23 protein-coding genes are annotated in these 16,514 nt (G+C 69.9%); 10 read left to right on the top strand and 13 right to left on the bottom strand.

Annotated elements, in window-relative coordinates; all coding sequences use genetic code 11:
* Positions 1-99 precede the first annotated feature (99 nt).
* From GCN81_RS16290 to GCN81_RS16265, 6 genes are all read right to left on the bottom strand, one after another.
* Positions 100-480 carry a hypothetical protein gene (locus GCN81_RS16290; protein WP_156725351.1) on the bottom strand — a complete coding sequence of 127 codons (381 nt, stop codon included), beginning with the start codon at positions 478-480 and terminating at the stop codon, positions 100-102.
* Complete coding sequence (locus tag GCN81_RS16285) at positions 477-866, bottom strand: twitching motility protein PilT (RefSeq protein WP_156725350.1); 390 nt, start codon at positions 864-866, stop codon at positions 477-479. Before GCN81_RS16285 ends, GCN81_RS16290 begins: the two co-directional genes overlap by 4 nt.
* Positions 863-1,141, bottom strand: a complete 279-nt coding sequence (locus GCN81_RS16280; protein ID WP_156725349.1) for a hypothetical protein — start codon at positions 1,139-1,141, stop codon at positions 863-865. Before GCN81_RS16280 ends, GCN81_RS16285 begins: the two co-directional genes overlap by 4 nt.
* Positions 1,142-1,239: 98 nt before the next feature.
* Positions 1,240-2,079, bottom strand: coding sequence for a hypothetical protein (locus tag GCN81_RS16275; protein ID WP_156725348.1), 840 nt, complete (start codon positions 2,077-2,079; stop codon positions 1,240-1,242).
* Between the two features lie 286 nt (positions 2,080-2,365).
* Positions 2,366-2,662, bottom strand: coding sequence for a DUF397 domain-containing protein (locus tag GCN81_RS16270; protein ID WP_156725347.1), 297 nt, complete (start codon positions 2,660-2,662; stop codon positions 2,366-2,368).
* Positions 2,622-3,485, bottom strand: coding sequence for a helix-turn-helix domain-containing protein (locus GCN81_RS16265; protein WP_197287669.1), 864 nt, complete (start codon positions 3,483-3,485; stop codon positions 2,622-2,624). Before GCN81_RS16265 ends, GCN81_RS16270 begins: the two co-directional genes overlap by 41 nt.
* 119 nt (positions 3,486-3,604) lie before the next feature.
* On the opposite strand from GCN81_RS16265, the gene GCN81_RS16260 reads away from it, so the two are divergent.
* The 4 genes from GCN81_RS16260 to GCN81_RS16245 all read left to right on the top strand — a co-directional run bounded on the left by GCN81_RS16260 (position 3,605) and on the right by GCN81_RS16245 (position 5,089).
* Complete coding sequence (locus GCN81_RS16260; protein WP_156725346.1) at positions 3,605-3,826, top strand: hypothetical protein; 222 nt, start codon at positions 3,605-3,607, stop codon at positions 3,824-3,826.
* Positions 3,827-4,036: 210 nt separating this feature from the next.
* Positions 4,037-4,282: a type II toxin-antitoxin system Phd/YefM family antitoxin gene (locus GCN81_RS16255; RefSeq protein ID WP_156725345.1), complete on the top strand. Its 246-nt coding sequence runs from the start codon at positions 4,037-4,039 to the stop codon at positions 4,280-4,282.
* The gene (locus GCN81_RS16250) at positions 4,279-4,725 is read left to right on the top strand and encodes a PIN domain-containing protein (protein ID WP_156725344.1); all 447 of its coding nucleotides are present in this window, start codon (positions 4,279-4,281) and stop codon (positions 4,723-4,725) included. The genes GCN81_RS16255 and GCN81_RS16250 overlap by 4 nt, the downstream gene beginning before the upstream one ends.
* 97 nt (positions 4,726-4,822) lie before the next feature.
* A complete protein-coding gene (locus GCN81_RS16245) occupies positions 4,823-5,089 on the top strand; it encodes a DUF1876 domain-containing protein (RefSeq protein WP_156725343.1) in 267 nt (88 codons plus the stop codon).
* 26 nt (positions 5,090-5,115) lie between these two features.
* Here GCN81_RS16245 and GCN81_RS16240 read toward each other — a convergent pair whose 3' ends face one another.
* From GCN81_RS16240 to GCN81_RS16230, 3 genes are read right to left on the bottom strand one after another with little or no spacing between them, the layout of a single operon-like run.
* The gene (locus tag GCN81_RS16240) at positions 5,116-5,910 is read right to left on the bottom strand and encodes an ABC transporter permease (protein WP_156725342.1); all 795 of its coding nucleotides are present in this window, start codon (positions 5,908-5,910) and stop codon (positions 5,116-5,118) included.
* Positions 5,907-6,881: an ATP-binding cassette domain-containing protein gene (locus GCN81_RS16235; protein ID WP_156725341.1), complete on the bottom strand. Its 975-nt coding sequence runs from the start codon at positions 6,879-6,881 to the stop codon at positions 5,907-5,909. The genes GCN81_RS16240 and GCN81_RS16235 overlap by 4 nt, the downstream gene beginning before the upstream one ends.
* A 51-nt stretch (positions 6,882-6,932) precedes the next feature.
* Positions 6,933-7,604, bottom strand: coding sequence for a DUF4097 family beta strand repeat-containing protein (locus tag GCN81_RS16230; RefSeq protein ID WP_156725340.1), 672 nt, complete (start codon positions 7,602-7,604; stop codon positions 6,933-6,935).
* 234 nt (positions 7,605-7,838) lie between these two features.
* Here GCN81_RS16230 and GCN81_RS16225 point away from each other — a divergent pair, with 234 nt between their 5' ends.
* Complete coding sequence (locus tag GCN81_RS16225; protein ID WP_156725339.1) at positions 7,839-8,573, top strand: GbsR/MarR family transcriptional regulator; 735 nt, start codon at positions 7,839-7,841, stop codon at positions 8,571-8,573.
* Here the strand turns inward: GCN81_RS16225 and murQ are convergent.
* On the bottom strand, positions 8,570-9,544 hold the full coding sequence (gene murQ / locus GCN81_RS16220; protein WP_156725338.1) for an N-acetylmuramic acid 6-phosphate etherase: 975 nt from the start codon (positions 9,542-9,544) through the stop codon (positions 8,570-8,572). The genes GCN81_RS16225 and murQ overlap by 4 nt on opposite strands.
* 195 nt (positions 9,545-9,739) lie before the next feature.
* On the opposite strand from murQ, the gene GCN81_RS16215 reads away from it, so the two are divergent.
* The gene (locus GCN81_RS16215) at positions 9,740-10,111 is read left to right on the top strand and encodes a hypothetical protein (RefSeq protein ID WP_156725337.1); all 372 of its coding nucleotides are present in this window, start codon (positions 9,740-9,742) and stop codon (positions 10,109-10,111) included.
* Complete coding sequence (locus tag GCN81_RS16210) at positions 10,108-10,374, top strand: DUF4031 domain-containing protein (RefSeq protein ID WP_156725336.1); 267 nt, start codon at positions 10,108-10,110, stop codon at positions 10,372-10,374. The genes GCN81_RS16215 and GCN81_RS16210 overlap by 4 nt, the downstream gene beginning before the upstream one ends.
* A 26-nt stretch (positions 10,375-10,400) precedes the next feature.
* Here the strand turns inward: GCN81_RS16210 and GCN81_RS16205 are convergent, their stop codons facing one another.
* The 3 genes from GCN81_RS16205 to GCN81_RS32380 all read right to left on the bottom strand — a co-directional run bounded on the left by GCN81_RS16205 (position 10,401) and on the right by GCN81_RS32380 (position 12,333).
* Positions 10,401-10,946, bottom strand: coding sequence for a Uma2 family endonuclease (locus GCN81_RS16205; protein ID WP_231626766.1), 546 nt, complete (start codon positions 10,944-10,946; stop codon positions 10,401-10,403).
* A 144-nt stretch (positions 10,947-11,090) separates the two neighbouring features.
* A complete protein-coding gene (locus GCN81_RS16200) occupies positions 11,091-11,654 on the bottom strand; it encodes a GNAT family N-acetyltransferase (protein ID WP_231626765.1) in 564 nt (187 codons plus the stop codon).
* A gap of 7 nt (positions 11,655-11,661) precedes the next feature.
* Positions 11,662-12,333 (bottom strand): HD domain-containing protein, encoded by a 672-nt coding sequence (locus GCN81_RS32380; protein WP_231626764.1) that lies wholly within the window; start codon positions 12,331-12,333, stop codon positions 11,662-11,664.
* Positions 12,334-12,515: 182 nt separating this feature from the next.
* Between GCN81_RS32380 and GCN81_RS16195 the strand changes: the two genes are divergently transcribed.
* The 3 genes from GCN81_RS16195 to GCN81_RS16185 all read left to right on the top strand — a co-directional run bounded on the left by GCN81_RS16195 (position 12,516) and on the right by GCN81_RS16185 (position 16,501).
* Positions 12,516-14,627: a protein kinase domain-containing protein gene (locus GCN81_RS16195; protein WP_197287668.1), complete on the top strand. Its 2,112-nt coding sequence runs from the start codon at positions 12,516-12,518 to the stop codon at positions 14,625-14,627.
* Positions 14,628-14,710: 83 nt separating this feature from the next.
* Entirely contained in the window at positions 14,711-15,259 is a 549-nt protein-coding gene (locus GCN81_RS16190) for a hypothetical protein (RefSeq protein WP_156725333.1), read from the top strand.
* Positions 15,260-15,379: 120 nt separating this feature from the next.
* Positions 15,380-16,501: a class I SAM-dependent methyltransferase gene (locus GCN81_RS16185; RefSeq protein WP_156725332.1), complete on the top strand. Its 1,122-nt coding sequence runs from the start codon at positions 15,380-15,382 to the stop codon at positions 16,499-16,501.
* Positions 16,502-16,514 lie beyond the last annotated feature (13 nt).

The following is a 16,514-nucleotide window of genomic DNA, read 5'->3' as shown; positions in this document are numbered from 1 at the left end:
CCTCGCCTCACCTCACCCCCATCGCCGAAGGGCGGCACCCCGCCTGTCGGGGGTGCCGCCCTTCGGCGTGGTGAGCGGACTCAGTCCCGAAGAGCGGACTCAGTCCCGCAGAGCCGCGATGAGGCGCGTGAGATCGGCAGGGTCCACGCCGCAGTGCTTGGCGCGGTGGACGGCGGCGAGTACGAGGTGGGCGGCCGTCTCCTGGTCGTACTCGTCACTCAGCCACTCATCGGGCTTCTCGACGCCCGCGCTGTTGAAGGCCAGCCCGTGGCGTTCCTTCACCTCCGCCGCTACTTCGGCGATGGCGGCGAACTGGGATTCCGCTTCTCGCAGACCAGTGAGCACAGGAGCGCCGTAACGCTGCTTGCAGGAGAAGCCCGCAGGCGGATCGGCGGCTAGCGCGGCGACGAGCCGGTCCAGCTCCCCTTCGGGGAGGGCCGGGAAGTCGTCGTAGACCAGGGTGACGCGGTATGGAGTCATGGCAGGGTGATCCTCACGTGGGGGCGATCCGCTGCTGCGGCCAGGGAGCGGATGTCGCCGAGGTCGTCGGTGAGGACAGGGGCGTCGCCATGGGTGATCGACGCGAGTACGACACTGGCGTCGACCACGTCGGAGCTGCCGTCGGCGCGGCACAAGTCGGCCGCCGCCTTGGCCACGCGCTCGGTTAGGGGGAGGACGCGGCAGCCCTGGAGGACTCGGTGCAGTATTGCGGCCTTGGGACGCCGGTCCCAGGCTTGTGCGAGTACCCCCGCGGGGACGAGGGGGACGACTCCGAGATCGAGAAACGCGGAGTGCTTGCGGAGGAACCGCTGGTCGTTCTTGGCAGCGGCGATGAGTGCTCCGCTGTCGTACACGGTGTACCTCACGCGGTCTGCCTGCTCTCTGCTTCGTCCCAGCCCATCAAGTCGCGGACCCAGGCATGGGCCTCCGCCTTCTCATCCGTGGTGAACCGGCCGTGCTCCTCTTGGTACTGCTCCATGGCTGCCAGGCCATCGCGGATGATCCGCTCGTCGTCCAGGTAGGCCCGCAGGGCGTGGCTGACGACGCTGGAGATCTGTGTCTGCTGCTCGTCCGCGACGTCTCTCAGAGCCTGGCCCAGGTCGGCGTCGAGGCTCACACTGAACTTCATCTTCTCGCCCATATTCCAAATGTAATCTGGGCGCGGCTCCAGGGCGATCCCCATGGAGCCCTCGAGTGCTTGCCCATGCTCGGGAGGTTCTTCTGCGGGAAGCGGAACGGTCACGGGTAGCTCCGTTTGGTGGGGCGGGCCAGCTCTTGCCGGGCCAGCATTTGTCGGGCCTGGGTCGCGTAAGCGTGGACCTGGGCAGGAGGTAGGCCGGGCCGCCGGGGGTGGGGTGGGGGAGGGCCGCCTCGGCAGTCGGCGCATTCGCCGCCTGGGAGGGCTTCCGGGCGGCCTGGGGCGTGGCAGGTGGCGCATTCCAGGATGCGCAGGGGAGCGGGGGCCCGGGCCGGGCGGGGGCGCTCGGGTGGGAGCTTGGTGGTCAGGCGGGTTCGGGCGAGGGCGGCTGGGTGGTGGACCGGTACGGGGAGGCCCTCGGTGAGGGCTCGCACCACCTCCCCGTCGCTGGCGCCCCGGTCGAACCACTGCGTGACCAGCGGCGCGAGGGCCGAGCAGTCGGCGGCGGAGAGGGACATCACCGGGTCGGTACGGCCGAGCGCGGCGAGCAGGATGTACGCGCGGGACCGGGTGGGGCGGGGGCGGTCCTCGGTGGGTGGTGCGTCGCCTTTGGCGAACGCCGCCCACCAGGGGTCGTCCCGTGCCGTACGGGAGAACCACGTTCGGGTCACCCAGCGCGGGCTGCCGTTCGCGTCGAAGTGGTGTTCGCTGCCCTGGCGAAGATGGCCAGCCTGCCGGAGGCGGCGCAGTGCGGTGCTGAGTGCGCACTGGCCGTACGGGAGGACCTTGGCCAGCGTCTTTACGGAGATGTCCGCGCCGTCTGGGAGTCGGTCGATGTACGCGGCGATCGCCGCCTCGCGGGGCGGGAGGTGCGCGAAGTCGTGTGCGGAGCGGGGGCGTTGGTCGGGTGCGGAGCGTTTTCCGTAACCCGGATTGGCCATTGGGTGCGAGTCTGCGTGCGTCGGGCGCAGGGCGCTACTAAGCTGAGTCTCAGCCATGGGATCGAGCTCGATTCGATCTTGTTGGTCAAGCCCCCGCAGGTGTTGCTAGCGCCTGGCGGGGGCTGTTCGTTATGCGGGCACGCTAGACGTATGTGACGCGGCGTCGCAAGCCGAACGCGGAAAGTCAACTCCGCAGGGTGGGAGGGTGGGTTGAGGCCCTCCACCCGTTCCCTGTTAAGAGCGCTCGCAGCTCGGAGCTTGAGCTCCGGGCCGTCGCGTGGTCCGCTCAACCGCTGGTCGGGCGGGCCTCCTTGACGTCCGCGACGAACGCGGACCAGGCCGGGGACCGGAACACGAGCGCCGGGGCGTGGGGGGTCTTGGAGTCGCGGACGGGGATGATGCCGGTGAGGCCGTCGGCTACTTCGAGGCATTCGTCGCCGCTGCCGCCGCTGTAGGAGGACTTGCGCCAGGTGAGGGCGGCGCCGGGGAAGTCGCCGCCGATCTCCACACAGTCGCCGCCAGTGCCGTCGCTGTAGCTCGACTTACGCCAGGTCGCGGCCGTCAGATCGTGCTTGCTGCCCATGCTCGTACTCCTCAGCCGCCGTCTCGATCAGGGCGAGGGACGCGTCCGGCGACAACGCGGCGGCCCCGAGCAGATCGTAAGTCAGCGTCATGCGCGCCACGAGCGGCGGGTCGTCCAACAGGCGCCCGGTCTCGGCGGCTTGGACGTATGCCATCGGCGGCGCGTCGTTGAAGGTCATCAACTTGATGGACCCGCCCATCGCGGCGTGCGCGCCCTCCCTGAACGGCAGTACCTGGATAATGATGCGGTTTCGGCGGATCAGCGCGGCGATGTGGCGCAGTTGCTCAGCCATGGCAGCCCGACCGCCTACGGAGCGGCGCAGCACGCTCTCGTCCAGCACTGCCCAGAACAGCGGTTGCGTTGGGTGGTCGAGCAGGTTGGCCCGGTCGAGTCGGGCGGACAGCAGTTTGTCGATGGCCTCTTGCGGGGCTACCGGGTTGTACGCGCGGAAGATGGCCTCCGCGTACGCCGGTGTCTGGAGCAGGCCGGGGATCAGTACGGGCGCGAACTCGCGGATCTCGCGTGCAAGTGCCTCGTACTCCGCCGCATCCGCGTAGTGCTCGGGGTACCGGGACTTCCGGCCCGCCTCCAGGTTCCGCATGAAGAACCCGTCGGTCTTCAGGATCTCGTCGATCTTTACGGCGTACTCCGGCCGCATGCGTCGCTGGCTGGTCTCCAACTGCCCGATGAACGAACCGCTGACGAAGAGAGGTGCGCCGAGTTCGTCCTGGGACAGGCCAGCCTTCTCGCGCTGGAAGCGCAGCTCCGCACCGTACATCGCTCGTGGGGACATGGACGGATCAAGCCGCTTGGGTTTGGCCATGGACGACTCCGTTCCGTTCAACCGCTGACGTTGTTGGGGCCGGGCTACTTCCGACGGTACCGGCGCAGCGTCACGCTATGTGTACGAACAGTGAGATCCGGCGACAGGAAGTACGTGCCATGAACGACACCGATCCGATCGAGACTGCTGAACTGGCCCTGCGCGAACTGCGCGAAGCCCTCGCGGGGGCGGGGGTGACGCTGCCGTCGATGCGGATCGACCTCGCCTCGTGCGCGCGTGACGTGCCGACGCCGCAGCTCGACCTCGGGCGCTGCACGCCGAGAGACGCGGTGCGGCTGGCGGCGGTGCTTCAGTGGCGGGTGGCGGTGGCGGCCCGATGAGCGGCTGGTCGCCGGTGCCGGAGCCTGGCGCTTACGCGCGCGATAACCGTGACGGGACTGTCCGCTGGACGTGCTGACCCCGGTGCCGACGGGCGAGACGCTGCGCTCGGGCGCGGGCGCGGGTGCGGGAGGTCAATCAGGAGGGCGGCTGCCGCGGCCCGAGCGGGCGTGGTGCTCGCAATTCAGCTTCCATGTAGTACCCTGTACTACATGGAAGCTACCGCCCGCGAGTTCAACCAGCGGTCCTCGCAGATCCTCGCTGCCGCCGAGCGCGGCGAGACCGTCACCGTCACCAAGAACGGTCGGCCGGTCGCCCGCGTCGTGCCCATAGATGCCGACGAGGTCCCCGCGTACTCGACCGAGCCCATGGGCGACATGGAGATCCCCGACATCGGCCCGGGGCCCGACCTCACCAATGACGAGATCGACGACGTCCTCAGGGGGATGGGCGCTTGAGTAGCATCGCCATCGCCGATACCAACGCCCTCTATCGCCTTCTCGTCCATTCGGCGACCGACAACGCCGCACACCGCAAAGCCTTCTCGGCCGTCGGACACATGGTGATCTCGCCTATGGTCATGGCCGAACTCGACTACTTGGTGACCACGAAGGTCGGTGCGCGGGCCGCGTACAACGCGCTCGACTTCCTTGCCAAGGGAGCGGAGAGGCGGAAGTTCTCCATCCCTGACGTCGCTCCACACACGCGCACGGCGATGACGGTGCTGGAGGCTTACAGGGGCGCCGATGGTGGCAGGGGTATCGGACTGGCAGACGCCATGAACGTGGCCCTGGCTGCCGCGTACCGCACGAACGTCATGTTCACCACGGACCGGCACTTCCGTATGGTCCGGCCGCTGACCGGGCACGAGGCGTTCCGGTTGCTTCCTGACGACATGTAGCCGACGCACGGTGGTGGTCGATGTGCGGGTGGGCGGGGGGCGTGCCAGCCTGGTAGTAAGCCGTAGATTTAGGTCCAAGCTCGGCGAGGAGGCTGCCATGCCCGCCCGCATGTGGAACGTTCAGGTCTCGATCGTTGAGGAAGATCCACTGACCAAGGCCGAGGCCAGGCTCCTGGACGGAGAGAAGGAACTGGTCGGCAACGGCGAGGCCCGCTGCAACCCCGACGACGAGAACGTCCCCGACATCGGCGACGAACTGGCTTGCGCGCGTGCGCTCTCTGACCTCAGTCACCAACTGGTGCACATCGCCGCGGCCGAGATCGAGTCCCACACCCACAAACCCGTCCAGGGTCTGCGGGTCTAGGCGCATACTCAGTCTCCGCGCCGGGGCTACTTGGGGTCCTGGTTGAACTTCACGGTTGACCAGAGGTAGCCGAGGATGGTGAGGGCCAGGCACCAGGCCATGGTGAGCCAGCCGTTGTAGCCGATCTCGGTGCCGAGGAGCAGGCCGCGCAGGGTTTCGATGGCGGGCGTGAAGGGCTGGTACTCGGCGATCGGCTGGAACCAGCCGGGCATGGTGTCGACCGGGACGAAGGCGCTGGAGAAGAGCGGCAGGAGGACCATCGGCAGCGCGTTGTTGCTGGCGGCCTCGGCGTTCGGGCTGATCAGGCCCATGCCGACCGCGATCCAGGTGAGCGCGGTGGCGAAGAGTACGAGCAGGGTGAATGCCGCGAGCCACTCCAGGACGGTGGCGTCGGTGGAACGGAAGCCGATGGCCACGGCGACAGCGCCGACGAGGACCACGCTCAGCACGCACTGGAGCACGCTGCCGACGACGTGCCCGACGAGCACCGCACCGCGGTGGATGGCCATCGTGCGGAAGCGGGCGATGATGCCCTCGGTCATGTCGTTGGAGACGGACACGGCCGTTCCGACCACGGTGCCGCCGATGGTCATCAGCAGGATGCCCGGGACGATGTACGCGATGTAGGCGGAGCGGTCCGCGCCGCCGCCGCTGCCGATGCCCGCGCTCATGACGTCGCCGAAGAGGTAGACGAAGAGCACCAGCAGCATGATCGGGGTGAGCAGCAGGTTCAGGGTGAGGGAGGGGTAGCGCCGGGCGTGCAGGAGGTTGCGGCGCAGCATCGTGGACGAATCGCGTACGGCGAGGGAGAGGGCGCTCATCGGACGTTCTCCTTGGACTGGTTCGGCTGGTTCGGCTGGGTGGGGACCTTGGCTGAGCCGGTGAGGGCGAAGAAGACGTCGTCCAGGTCGGGGGTGTGGACGGTCAGTTCGTCGGCCTCGATGCCGGACGCGTCCAGCCAGTCGAGGATGGCGCGCAGTTCGCGCTGGCTGCCGCCGCTGGGGATCTGGAGGGACAGCGACTCGTCGTGCCGGGTCACTTCGCCCAGCGCGGTGGCGGCGGACTGGTACGCGGTGGGGTCGGTGAAGCGGAGGCGGATGTGTCCGCCGGGGATCAGGCGCTTGAGTTCGTCGGCGGTGCCTTCGGCGGCGATCCTGCCGTCGTGGAGTACGGCGATGCGGTCGGCTAGTTCGTCGGCCTCCTCCAGGTACTGGGTGGTGAGGAAGACCGTCACTCCGTCGGAGACCAACTGGCGGATGATCTGCCACATGTTGTGGCGGCTGCGCGGGTCGAGGCCGGTGGTGGGTTCGTCGAGGAAGATGATCCGCGGGTTGCCGACCAGGGTCATGGCGAGGTCGAGACGGCGCTTCATGCCGCCGGAGTACGTGGAGGCGGGCTTCTTCGCCGCGTCGGTGAGGTCGAAGCGCTCAAGCAACTCGGCGGCGCTGCGGCGGCCTTCGGCCTTGGAGAGGTGGTGCAGGTCCGCCATGAGGAGCATGTTCTCCTCGCCGGTGATCAGGCCGTCGACGGCGGAGAACTGGCCGGTGACGCCGATCCCGGCGCGTACCGCCTGGGGGTCGGCGGTCAGGTCGTGGCCGCCGATGTGGATGTCGCCCGCGTCGGCGGTGATGAGGGTGGAGAGGATCTTTACGGCGGTGGTCTTCCCGGCGCCGTTCGGGCCGAGCAGTGCGAAGATCGTTCCTTCCGGGACGGTCAGGTCGACGCCGTCGAGGACGGTCTTGTCGCCGTAGGACTTGCGCAGCCCGTTCGCCGCGATGGCCAGGGTGGTCATGGGGAGTGCTCCTTCAGGCTTGCGGGTTCGCTGACACGCTGTGGGTGCTTTTCAGAGGCTGCGGGCGGTGATGTCGCCGTATCCGGTGGTCGCGTGGATGTTCAGGCTGGCGGCGGCGCCTTCGCTGTTCTTGAGCGCGTTGTGGATCCGGCCGTAGGTGGTGCTGGCGTCGAGGGAGGCGGAGACTCCGGCGGTGGCGTCTACGGATACGTCGCCCGCCTGGGTGCGCAGCACGACCTCGCCGCGTACGGCCTCGGTGATGCGGATGTCGCCCTTGGTGGTGCTGATCTCGGCGGGGCCGTTGAGGCGGTCGACCGTGACGTCACCGGCGATGGCGATGAGGCGGACGCGGGCGGCCTCGTCGATCTTGATGGCGTCGTACGCGCCCTCGAAGGCGACGTCGCCGAACCGTCCGACGGCCCGGAACTCGGCCGCGCCCGCCGTGCCCTCGATACGAGAGCCCGCGGGCAGCTGGACCGTCACCTCGACGGAACCGGAGGTGCCGAGGAACTGGTTCTTCGCGGGTACGGCCTCGATCCGCAGGACGCCGTCGGCGTAGGCGACCTGGGTCTGCTTCGCCGCTTTCATGTCGCGGTTCTTGGAGGCGTCTGTGGGCCGGACTTCGACCGTGGTGTCGGGGCGGTCGGCGGCGATGAGCTGGATGCGGCCCGCAGGGATGTCGAGGAGGGCGGAGATCGGGGCGGAGGTGTCGAACTTCTGCATGGCGGGCTCCTTCGGCTGGTTCGGCATCGCTGTTTCCGATAGCGTGAAAGCTACGTTGCATTCGATGGTTCGGCAACGATGTCGTTGCACGTAATCGTTGTTATTGCAGGTAGAAGCCGAGAAATCGTTGCAATGGGTTTGCTGCTTAACGCAACGCGCCCGCTCTGTTCGTTGCAATGGAGTGAAGGTGAACGCTATGCTGGGCGGCACCCGAGGAGTACGAAGGAGACCGCGATGCCGGGAGGCAGGCTCACCCAGCAGGAACGTCAGCAGATCGCGCTGGGGCTGGCCGACGGCCTCGCGTACGCGGAGATCGCCCGACGCCTCGACCGCCCGACCTCAACGGTCACGCGTGAGGTGACGCGCAACGGCGGCCCCACCGCCTACCGCGCCGACCTGGCCCAACGCGCCACCGAACGCCGCGCCCAGCAGCGCAGGCAGCAGTCCGCGCCCCGGGGGCCACAGGGGGAGCGCCCTCGGGTCGACGGGCGTGATCCGGAGGCGGTGCGCGAGTACGAGGAGGCGTTCACCACCGTCCTCATGCAATCGGGCCTGCCCAAGATGACGGCCCGGGTGCTGGCCTGCCTCTTCATCACCGACGAGGACCTCACCGCGGCCGACCTCGTCCAGCGCCTCCAGGTCAGCCCGGCGTCCATCTCCAAAGCGATCACGTTCCTGGAAGGCCAGGGCCTCGTCCGCCGGGAACGCGGCGAAGGGCGCCGCGAGCGCTATGTCGTCGACGGCGACATCTTCTACCAGGCGACGCTGGCCAGCGCCCGGGCCAACGACCAGCTCGTCGAGACCGCGCGGCAGGGCGTCGGCATCCTCGGCCGCGACACCACGGCCGGTGTGCGCCTGGAGAACGCCGCCCGCTTCCTCGACTTCATCAGCGAGACCATCCACCGCGCGGCGGAGCAGGCCCGCGACGTCCTGCACACGAAACCCGCCGAGCGTGAGCGTGAGGGTTAGGGCTGCTCGGGTGTGGCGGCGGCTGTGGCGGCGGCCAGGGCCGCGCGGAGGTGGCCGTCTGACGCGGCCAGGCGGTGGGCCGCGGTGGGGGCGTCGAGCTGGCCCAGGATGACGAGGATCGCGTGCTTGACCTCGCCGTTCGTCGCGGTGAGGGCTGACTCGATCTCGGCGTCCGGCGCGCCGGTGGCCAGGGCGACGATGCGGTGGGAGCGGGCGCGGAGTTTTTCGTTCGAGGCCCGGACGTCGACCATCAGGTTTCCGTAGGTCTTGCCGAGGCGGATCATCGTCACCGTCGAGAGCATGTTGAGGACCAGCTTCTGCGCGGTGCCCGCCTTCAGACGGGTGGACCCGGTGAGGAGTTCGGGGCCCACGACGACCTCGATGCCGTGCTCGGCCGCCGCGGCGAGGGCGCTGTGCGCGTTGCAGGACAGGCCGATGGTGAGGGCGCCGAGCGCGCGGGCGTGTTCGACGGCGCCGATGGCGTACGGGGTCCGGCCGGAGGCGGAGACGCCGACGACGGTGTCGGTGGGGGAGAGGTGCAGGGCGTCGAGGTCGGTCGCGGCCAGCTGCTTGGAGTCCTCGGCGCCCTCGACCGCCTGCACCATGGCGCTGGGGCCGCCTGCGATCAGGCCGATGACCTGGGACGGGTCCGTGTTGAAGGTGGGTGGGCACTCGCTGGCGTCCAGGACGCCGAGCCGTCCGGCCGTGCCCGCGCCCGCGTAGATGAGACGGCCGCCGCGGGCCATGCGTGCGGCGGTGGCGTCGATCGCGGCGGCGATGCGCGGGAGCTGAGCGGCGACCGCGGTCGGGACGGCGGCGTCCTCGTCGTTCATCGTGCGGACGATGTCGAGGGTGGGGCGCTGGTCGATGTCGGCCAGTTCGGGGCGGAAGGCCTCGGTGGTGAGGGTGTCGAGCTGGGTGCGCAGCTCGGCGTGGTGAGGGTGCGGCGGAGGGGTGGCGGAGGGGGCCATGGGCGAGCGGCTCTTTCGTGCGGCGCGGGCGGGGCTGACGGCGCTAGCGGGTTCGCGGGCTGTGGCGGTGGGCCAGTGCCTCGTTCACGTCGTCGCTCGCGCCTGGAACCTATTTTCCGCCCGGGCTGGCGTCAAGGGACGGCGCGGCGGTGGCGGGGCTTCAGTCCCGGGGTGGGTGGGGCGCACAATGACTGTATGGACGACCCGACCAGCCCTCTTGAGCAGACGCTGCACGCCGCCCGCGCGCTCGTCCTCGCGGACCTTGTCGCGCACGACGTCGCCGACGCCGATGTCGTCTCGCTGGTCGAGGACTCGATCCAGCACCGGCGCTGGTGGGTTGAGCAGTGGCCGGAGGGGATGGAGTTCGTCGCGGGTCTGGTGGCCCAGGACGTTCAGGACGCGCTGCTTGAGCGGTACGGGCGGTGGCCGCTGTGCCCCGTCTGCGGCTCGGGCGACCCGCACGCGCTCGACGTGGAGCCGGAGTTGGGCCCCGACCCGCACTGGGTGTGCGGCAAGGCGGGTGTCGTGGTCACGGCCGTGGGGTCGCTGGGGGCCGTCGCCCCGTGACGCTCTACATCGACCCGCCGACCTGGCCCGGGCACGGGCGGCTGTGGTCGCACCTGGTGAGTGACGTCTCGTACGACGAACTGCACGCCTTCGCGGAACGGATCGGCTGCCCTAGGCGTGCGTTCGAGCGCGATCACTACGACGTGCCGGAGTTCCGGTACGCGGACGCGGTGCGGGCGGGGGCGGTGGAAGTGCCCCCGCGCGAGATCGTACGAGTCCTGGTGGCGGCGGGCCTGCGCCGCCCGAAGGGCCGCCCCGCGTAGCCGCGTCGCACCCGGAGCGAGGGGGCTCAGGACGGGAAGGCCGCGGTGTCGATCGCGACGTCGAACGGCTCGGGCAGCGAGAGCGTCTTGCCGAACGGCACGGGGTCGGACTGCTTGTACGTACCGTCCTGAGGCTCCGTGAAGAGCGTGGCCATCGCCCCTCGTGTGTCGAACCGGTCGATGAGCAGGTACATCGGCACCTGGCTCAGTGCGTAGGCGCGGTACTTCTTGGTGCGGTCCTCGGTGGCGTTGCCTCTCGAGGTGATCTCGGCGACGAGTAGCGCCTCGGACGCGTCAAGGGGATCGCAGACCTCGGGGTCGGCCGCCTCGATCAAGTCGGTCGGCATGACCACGAGGTCGGGGACGTAGAGCCGGTCGAGTGGGGCGATGTGGATGCCGAGGGTCTGGAAGATCCCGAGCTCGCTGGGCGGGCTCTTGTAGAGGCGGCGTTGCACGGCGGCAGCGATGCCGTGGTGATGCGCGTGCTGCGGCGGCACCAAGTGGATCTTGCCCTCGTCGATCTCGGCGCGCCAGCCCTCCGGCACGTTCAGCTCGCGCCACGCCCCTACCAAGAAGCCTCACGTCGGGGGCCTGTCATCGGCCAGGCTGTGCTCGACCGTCGCGGCTGTCATCGCGGTCCCCTTTCCCGAGCCTGAGTAAGACGAGCGTAGACCGACAGGTCTGCGGCGGTGTACTGCACTCGCCGGTGTGGCCGTTCAGGGGGTCGTTGTGCGGAGTTCGTAGACGTGGTTCTCGGCTGTGGTGGCGGTGCGGGTGTAGCCCGCTCGTTCCAGTACGGCCTGGGATGCGGTGTTCGCGTGCTCGGTGTGGGCGACGATCACCGTGACGGTGGGGGTGGCCAGGGCCCAGGTGCTGAGGGCGCGGAGTGCCTCGGTGGCGTAGCCCTGGCCCTGGGCCGCCGGGACCAGGTCGTAGCCGATCTCGACGCGGCCGTCCAGGGGCGGGCCGTGGAAGCCCATGCCGCCCAGCGCCAGGCCGTCGTCGGTGCGGACCAGCGCGTACATCCCCCAGCCCGGGCGGTACGAGCCGTTGGCGGCGGCCTTAGCTAGCACGCTGGCGCCCACCCGGCTGCCGTCGGCGGGGCCGCCCTCGATCCAGCGGAAGCCGCCGGGGCCGCCCGCGCTCAGGGCGGCGGCCGAGACGGGTGGGATCTCGCGCAGGGTGAGGCGGGCGGTGCGCAGGGTGGCGCTTTCGGGGCTCGCGGCGCTCTCGTCGCTCTCTGCGCTTTCGGGGCTCTCGGTGCTTTCGGGGCTCGTCACGCGGTGATTATGCGTCCAGCAGGCGGAGTTCGGTACCGAGATTATGGCGGGCCGCGTCCTCCCAGCGGTCCGCGCCGTAGGGGGTGTGGAACAGCCTTGGCAGGCCGAGGAGTTGGCGCAGTACGTCGGCCCGGCCCTTGCGGAACGCGGCGTCGGGGACGAAGGCGTACTCCTCACGGATGGCGGCCGCGTAGGCGGCGTACGCGTCCGGGGGCGAGGCCAGTACCGCGAGGTCGGCGTCGCACAACACCTCGCCGTTGCGGTCGCCTTCGGCCGGGTGGTGGGTGACGGTGAGGCGCACCAGGCGCGCGACTTCCGCGATCTGTTCGGCGGCCAACCCGGCTTGGGCGAGGGCGCGTTCGGCGAGCTGGGCGGAGCGCTCCTCGTTCTCGGAGCGGTCGGGGCGGTAGATCGCGTCGTGGAACCAGGCGGCGAGGCGGACCAGTTCGGGGTCGGCCGCGTGCGGCGCGTGCGCCTCGATCTCGTCGACGCGGTCGAGTACGGCGGCCAGGTGCTCGGTGGTGTGGTAGCGGCGCTGCGGTTCGGCCCAGCGGGCGAGCAGGGCGTCGGCGTACCGCTCGGGTTCGCCCGCTTCCTCACCGTCGCGGTCGGGCGCCTGATCGCGCAGGGCGAGCAGGGTCCGGGTCCAGCGGCGGCGCAGCGCGTCGAGATCGGCCATGCCCTCCATTGTGGCGCGTTCCTCTGTGGCGCGTTCCTCGCACCGTGCCGATCGCCGTGCTCGGTGGGCTGCTCGCGGCCCGATGGGTGCGGCACTGGCGCGCGCGCCCGGTATCGGGCAGGCTACTTTCGCGATCATGGCGCAGTATGGGGCGGGCAAGGCGTTACGGGGGAGGACCGCACATGTGGCCGCTAGACGAGGCAGACCCGCTCCGCATAGGGCCGTACCGGCTGCTGGCGCGACTGGGCGAGGGTGGCATGGGGACGGTGTTCCTCGCGGAAGGTAGCGGAGGCGAACGCGTCGCGCTGAAGTCCATCCGGCAGGGCTACGCCGATGAGCCGGGGTTCCGGGCCCGCTTCGTACGGGAGATCGAGACCGCGGGCATGGTGCGCACCGAGGGCATTGCCCGGGTCGTGGACTCGGAACCGGGCGGTGACGGGCAACGCCCGTGGGTGGCCACCGAGTTCGTGCCCAGCCTGTCCCTGCAACAGCTTGTGACGGCGCAGGGGCCGCTTCCCGCCCGCAGTGTGGGGGCTCTCGCGGTCGGGCTCGGCCGGGCGCTGGAGGCGGTGCACGCGGCCGGGCTGATCCACCGCGACGTCAAGCCGTCGAACATCCTGCTCACTGTCGAGGGCCCGCGCCTGATCGACTTCGGGGTGGCCCGGCTCGTGGACGCTTCGACCAGTGGTGCGCTGACCCGCACCGGAGCGTCGGTGGGTTCGCCGGGGTACATGTCACCGGAGCAGGTGCTGGGCCGCTCGCTCTCGCCAGCCAGTGATGTGTTCGGCCTGGGTGGCGTGTTGGTGTTCGCGACCACCGGCGAGCTGCCCTTTCCTGTGGAAGACACCGCCAACCAGCACGCGTTGATGTTCGCCGTGGTCCAGCAGGACCCGTCTCATGAGCGTGTCCCCGCCGAACTGCGGGACATCGTCGCGGACTGCCTGGACAAGGAGCCCGGCGGACGTCCGGACGCGGCCACGCTTGTCGAGCGGCTGGGCGCGTACGCGGCAGTCCTGGACGGCGGCGCGGGGGCGGCGCGGGACGCCGAGCCCTGGCTACCCGCGCGCGCACTCGCCGAGGTGGCCCGTATCTCCGGCCGCGCGGTCACCCAGGGGGAGTGGCGCCCGCGCGGCGGTGGTGCCGGAGCGGGCAGCAGCCCAGGGGCAGGAAGCGGCGACGGGAGCGCCAGCGGTGACCACGTCGCCGAGGCCGCGCCCGCTGCCCCGGCACAGCCCGCGCAACGCCCCGGCTCACCCCCGCCACCGCCCGACAACCTCCCGTACGTCCCGACGGTCACCGCACCCGCAGGGCCGCCGCCGCAGGCGCCACCCCGCGCGCCCGGCGCCCCGCCGACACCGCAGCGGGCGGAGGCAAGCCCGCCGCGGGCGGAGGCAAGCCCGCAGCGGGCGGACGTAAGCCCGCAGCTTCCCCGCCCCGCCCGTGCGCAGCCTCCCCAGCCCGCCCGTGCGCAGCGCCCCCGCCCCCATTACGTACGGAAGGAGCCGATTCCCGGCTCCAGGCCCATCTGGACCCCACCCCCCAGAGCCTCGGCGGCACCACCCCCCTCGGCTGCGTCGCCCTGGGTCACACGGCAGGCGGTACTGCGCTCTCCGGAGAGCCTGGCCACCGTGCTGTCGTGGCTGTTCGGCCTCTACATCGCCTTCAAGTGCGTGGCGATCGTGATCGTCCAGGGCTTCGTCAACGAGATCGGCGGCTGGCAGAGGGCCAACCAGGCCCAGTGGACGGACGTCTACGATCTCGTGGAGAACATGGGCACGCTGGTGATGCTGGACTCGCTTGCCCTGATCGCGATCTACGTCGTCATGCTGATGTGGTTCTGGCGGGTGCGCGGTAACGCGGAAGTGTTCGCCCCGGGTGAGCAGCGGTACTCGCCCGGCATGGCGATCGGTGGCTGGTTCATCCCGGTTGGTAGCTGGATCATCCCGGGGAAGATCGCTTTCGACATCTGGTACGCCTCGCTCCGGGACCGTGACCGTGGCCGAACGACAGACCGGGGCTGGGTGACGACTCGACGGTTCCCGGGGCGCCACCTGCTCTCCTGGTGGTGGGGTTGCACCGTCGTCTTCAGCATCGCCTTCTTCGTTCTCGCCTTCTTCCCCGATGCGCTGGAGTCCGCCGTCGACTACCCGAAGGGCACCCACTTTGACCGGATGCTCACGGTGAACCAGTGGGCCATCTTCCTGAACCTCCTGTGCATCCCGGGCGCGGCGCTGTCCATCGCCGTCATTCGACGGCTGACGGAACTCCAGGAGATCCGCGCGGGCGGCCGCTGAACTGCTCGACTCGCGCCCGATGTCGGCCGTGAGCGTCGCCCCGGCTGGTCTTCGCACAGAATGTTCGACCATACTGCCGTCGCGTGGAGCAGCAGAAGAAGAACATCGCGCCCTTGCCCGTTGCGGCCGACCCCGTGCACATCCCGGGCCTGACGGCACCGGTCGCCGCCAAGCAGCCGGATACGGCCAAGCAGCCGGATCTGGCCAAGGCAACGGAGGCAGACGAGGCAGCGGAGCCAGACGAGGTGATGGAGCCAGACACGGACGTTGAGGCCGTCCGCGAGGATGAGGACCCTGAGGGCGAGGACCCTGAGGACGCGGCCTCTGAGGGCGCGGCCGTGGTGGAGGACGGGCCGTCGTTCTCGGCTTCGGACCGCCGGGCGTCGATCGTGGCCGATCGGGCCGGTGTGCGGTACACGCTGGACGACCAGGAGGCCGACTTCCACTGGGACGAGATCCTCGCGGTGGAGATCGGCCAGTCCCGGTTCGGGCGGCGGTTCCTGGTGACGGTGCACACCGAGGGCAGCCGGTGGTACCCCAGCGAGGTCGTCGCGCCCGACAAGGCGTCCCTCGCGCGGTGGGAGGAGGAGCTCGACGCGGTGCTCGACGCCTACTTCGAAGAGGAGAAGTAGGCGGGGGTCCACTGGAGCCCCTCTGGGGTATGCGTCGGCGCGTGCGCCGCTCTCGCGGGTGTCGGTGGGCGCGTCTAGCGTTGGTGACTACAGCCACCTTTCCTGAAGGAGGGGATGGAGATGAGTACCAGCGCCAGCACCGACGCCAGCACCGACGCCAGCGCCAGCCCCGAGCTCGCACTCGACGAGACCAAGGTCGAGAAGTTCGCCGGGAAGCTGCTTGAGATGTACGCCGCGAGTACGGTCACGCTCCTGATCGACATCGCGTATCGCAACGGTCTCTTCGAAGCCCTGGCGGCCGGACCCGGCACCAGCGAAGAGATCGCCAACCGGGCCGGGCTCCAGGAGCGGTACGTACGCGAGTGCCTGGGCGCCCTCGTCACCAGCGGTCTCGTCGAGTACGAGCCGGGGCTGCGGAGGTACGAGCTGCCCGCCGAGCACGCGGTGTGCCTCACTGGTGACGGGTCGCTGAACATGGCCCCGTTCGCCCAGGTCACCACCCTGACGGCGAAGCATGTCGACGGAGTGAGCCGCGCCTTCAAGGAGGGCGGTGGCGTTCCGTACGAGGACTTCCGGCCGGAGTTCACCGAGGCGATGGACTCCATGTCCCGGGGCTTCTTCGACGGGCAGTTGCTGAACGGCGTGCTGCCGCTGGTCACCGGGCTGCGGGACCGCCTGGAGGCGGGCGGCGTCCGCGTGGCCGACATCGGCTGCGGCACCGGGCACGCGATCAACCTGATGGCCCGCGCCTACCCCAAGTCCACCTTCATCGGCTACGACTTCTCCACCGAGGCCATCGAGCGGGCCAGGGCGGAAGCCACCGAATTCGGCGTGCCCAACGCCGGGTTCGAGGTGCGGGACATCGCCGAACTGTCCGCGCGGCCACCCTTCGACGTCATCTTCGCGTTCGACGCCATCCACGACCAGAAGGCACCACAGACCGTGCTCGACCATGCCTGCGCGGCGCTGGTCCCGGGTGGCCTCTTCGTGATGATGGACATCAAGGCCTCCAGCCATCTGGAGAAGAACATCGGCAACCCCTTCGCGCCGTGGCTCTACTCCGTCAGCACCCTGCACTGCATGACGGTGTCCCTGGCCCTGGGCGGCGCCGGACTCGGCACCGTGTGGGGCGAGGAGCTCGCCGAGCGCATGCTGACCGCCGCGGGCTTCAAGAACGTCGAGGTGTACGACGTACCGGACGATCCGATGGACAGCCTGTACGTGGCACACAAGCCCGCCTAGCCGGGAGGGGCTG

The organism is Streptomyces apocyni, from assembly GCF_009739465.1.
Lineage (GTDB): Bacteria > Actinomycetota > Actinomycetes > Streptomycetales > Streptomycetaceae > Streptomyces > Streptomyces apocyni.
Note: the sequence above shows the minus strand (reverse complement) of the source record. Positions and strands in the feature narration are given on the sequence as shown.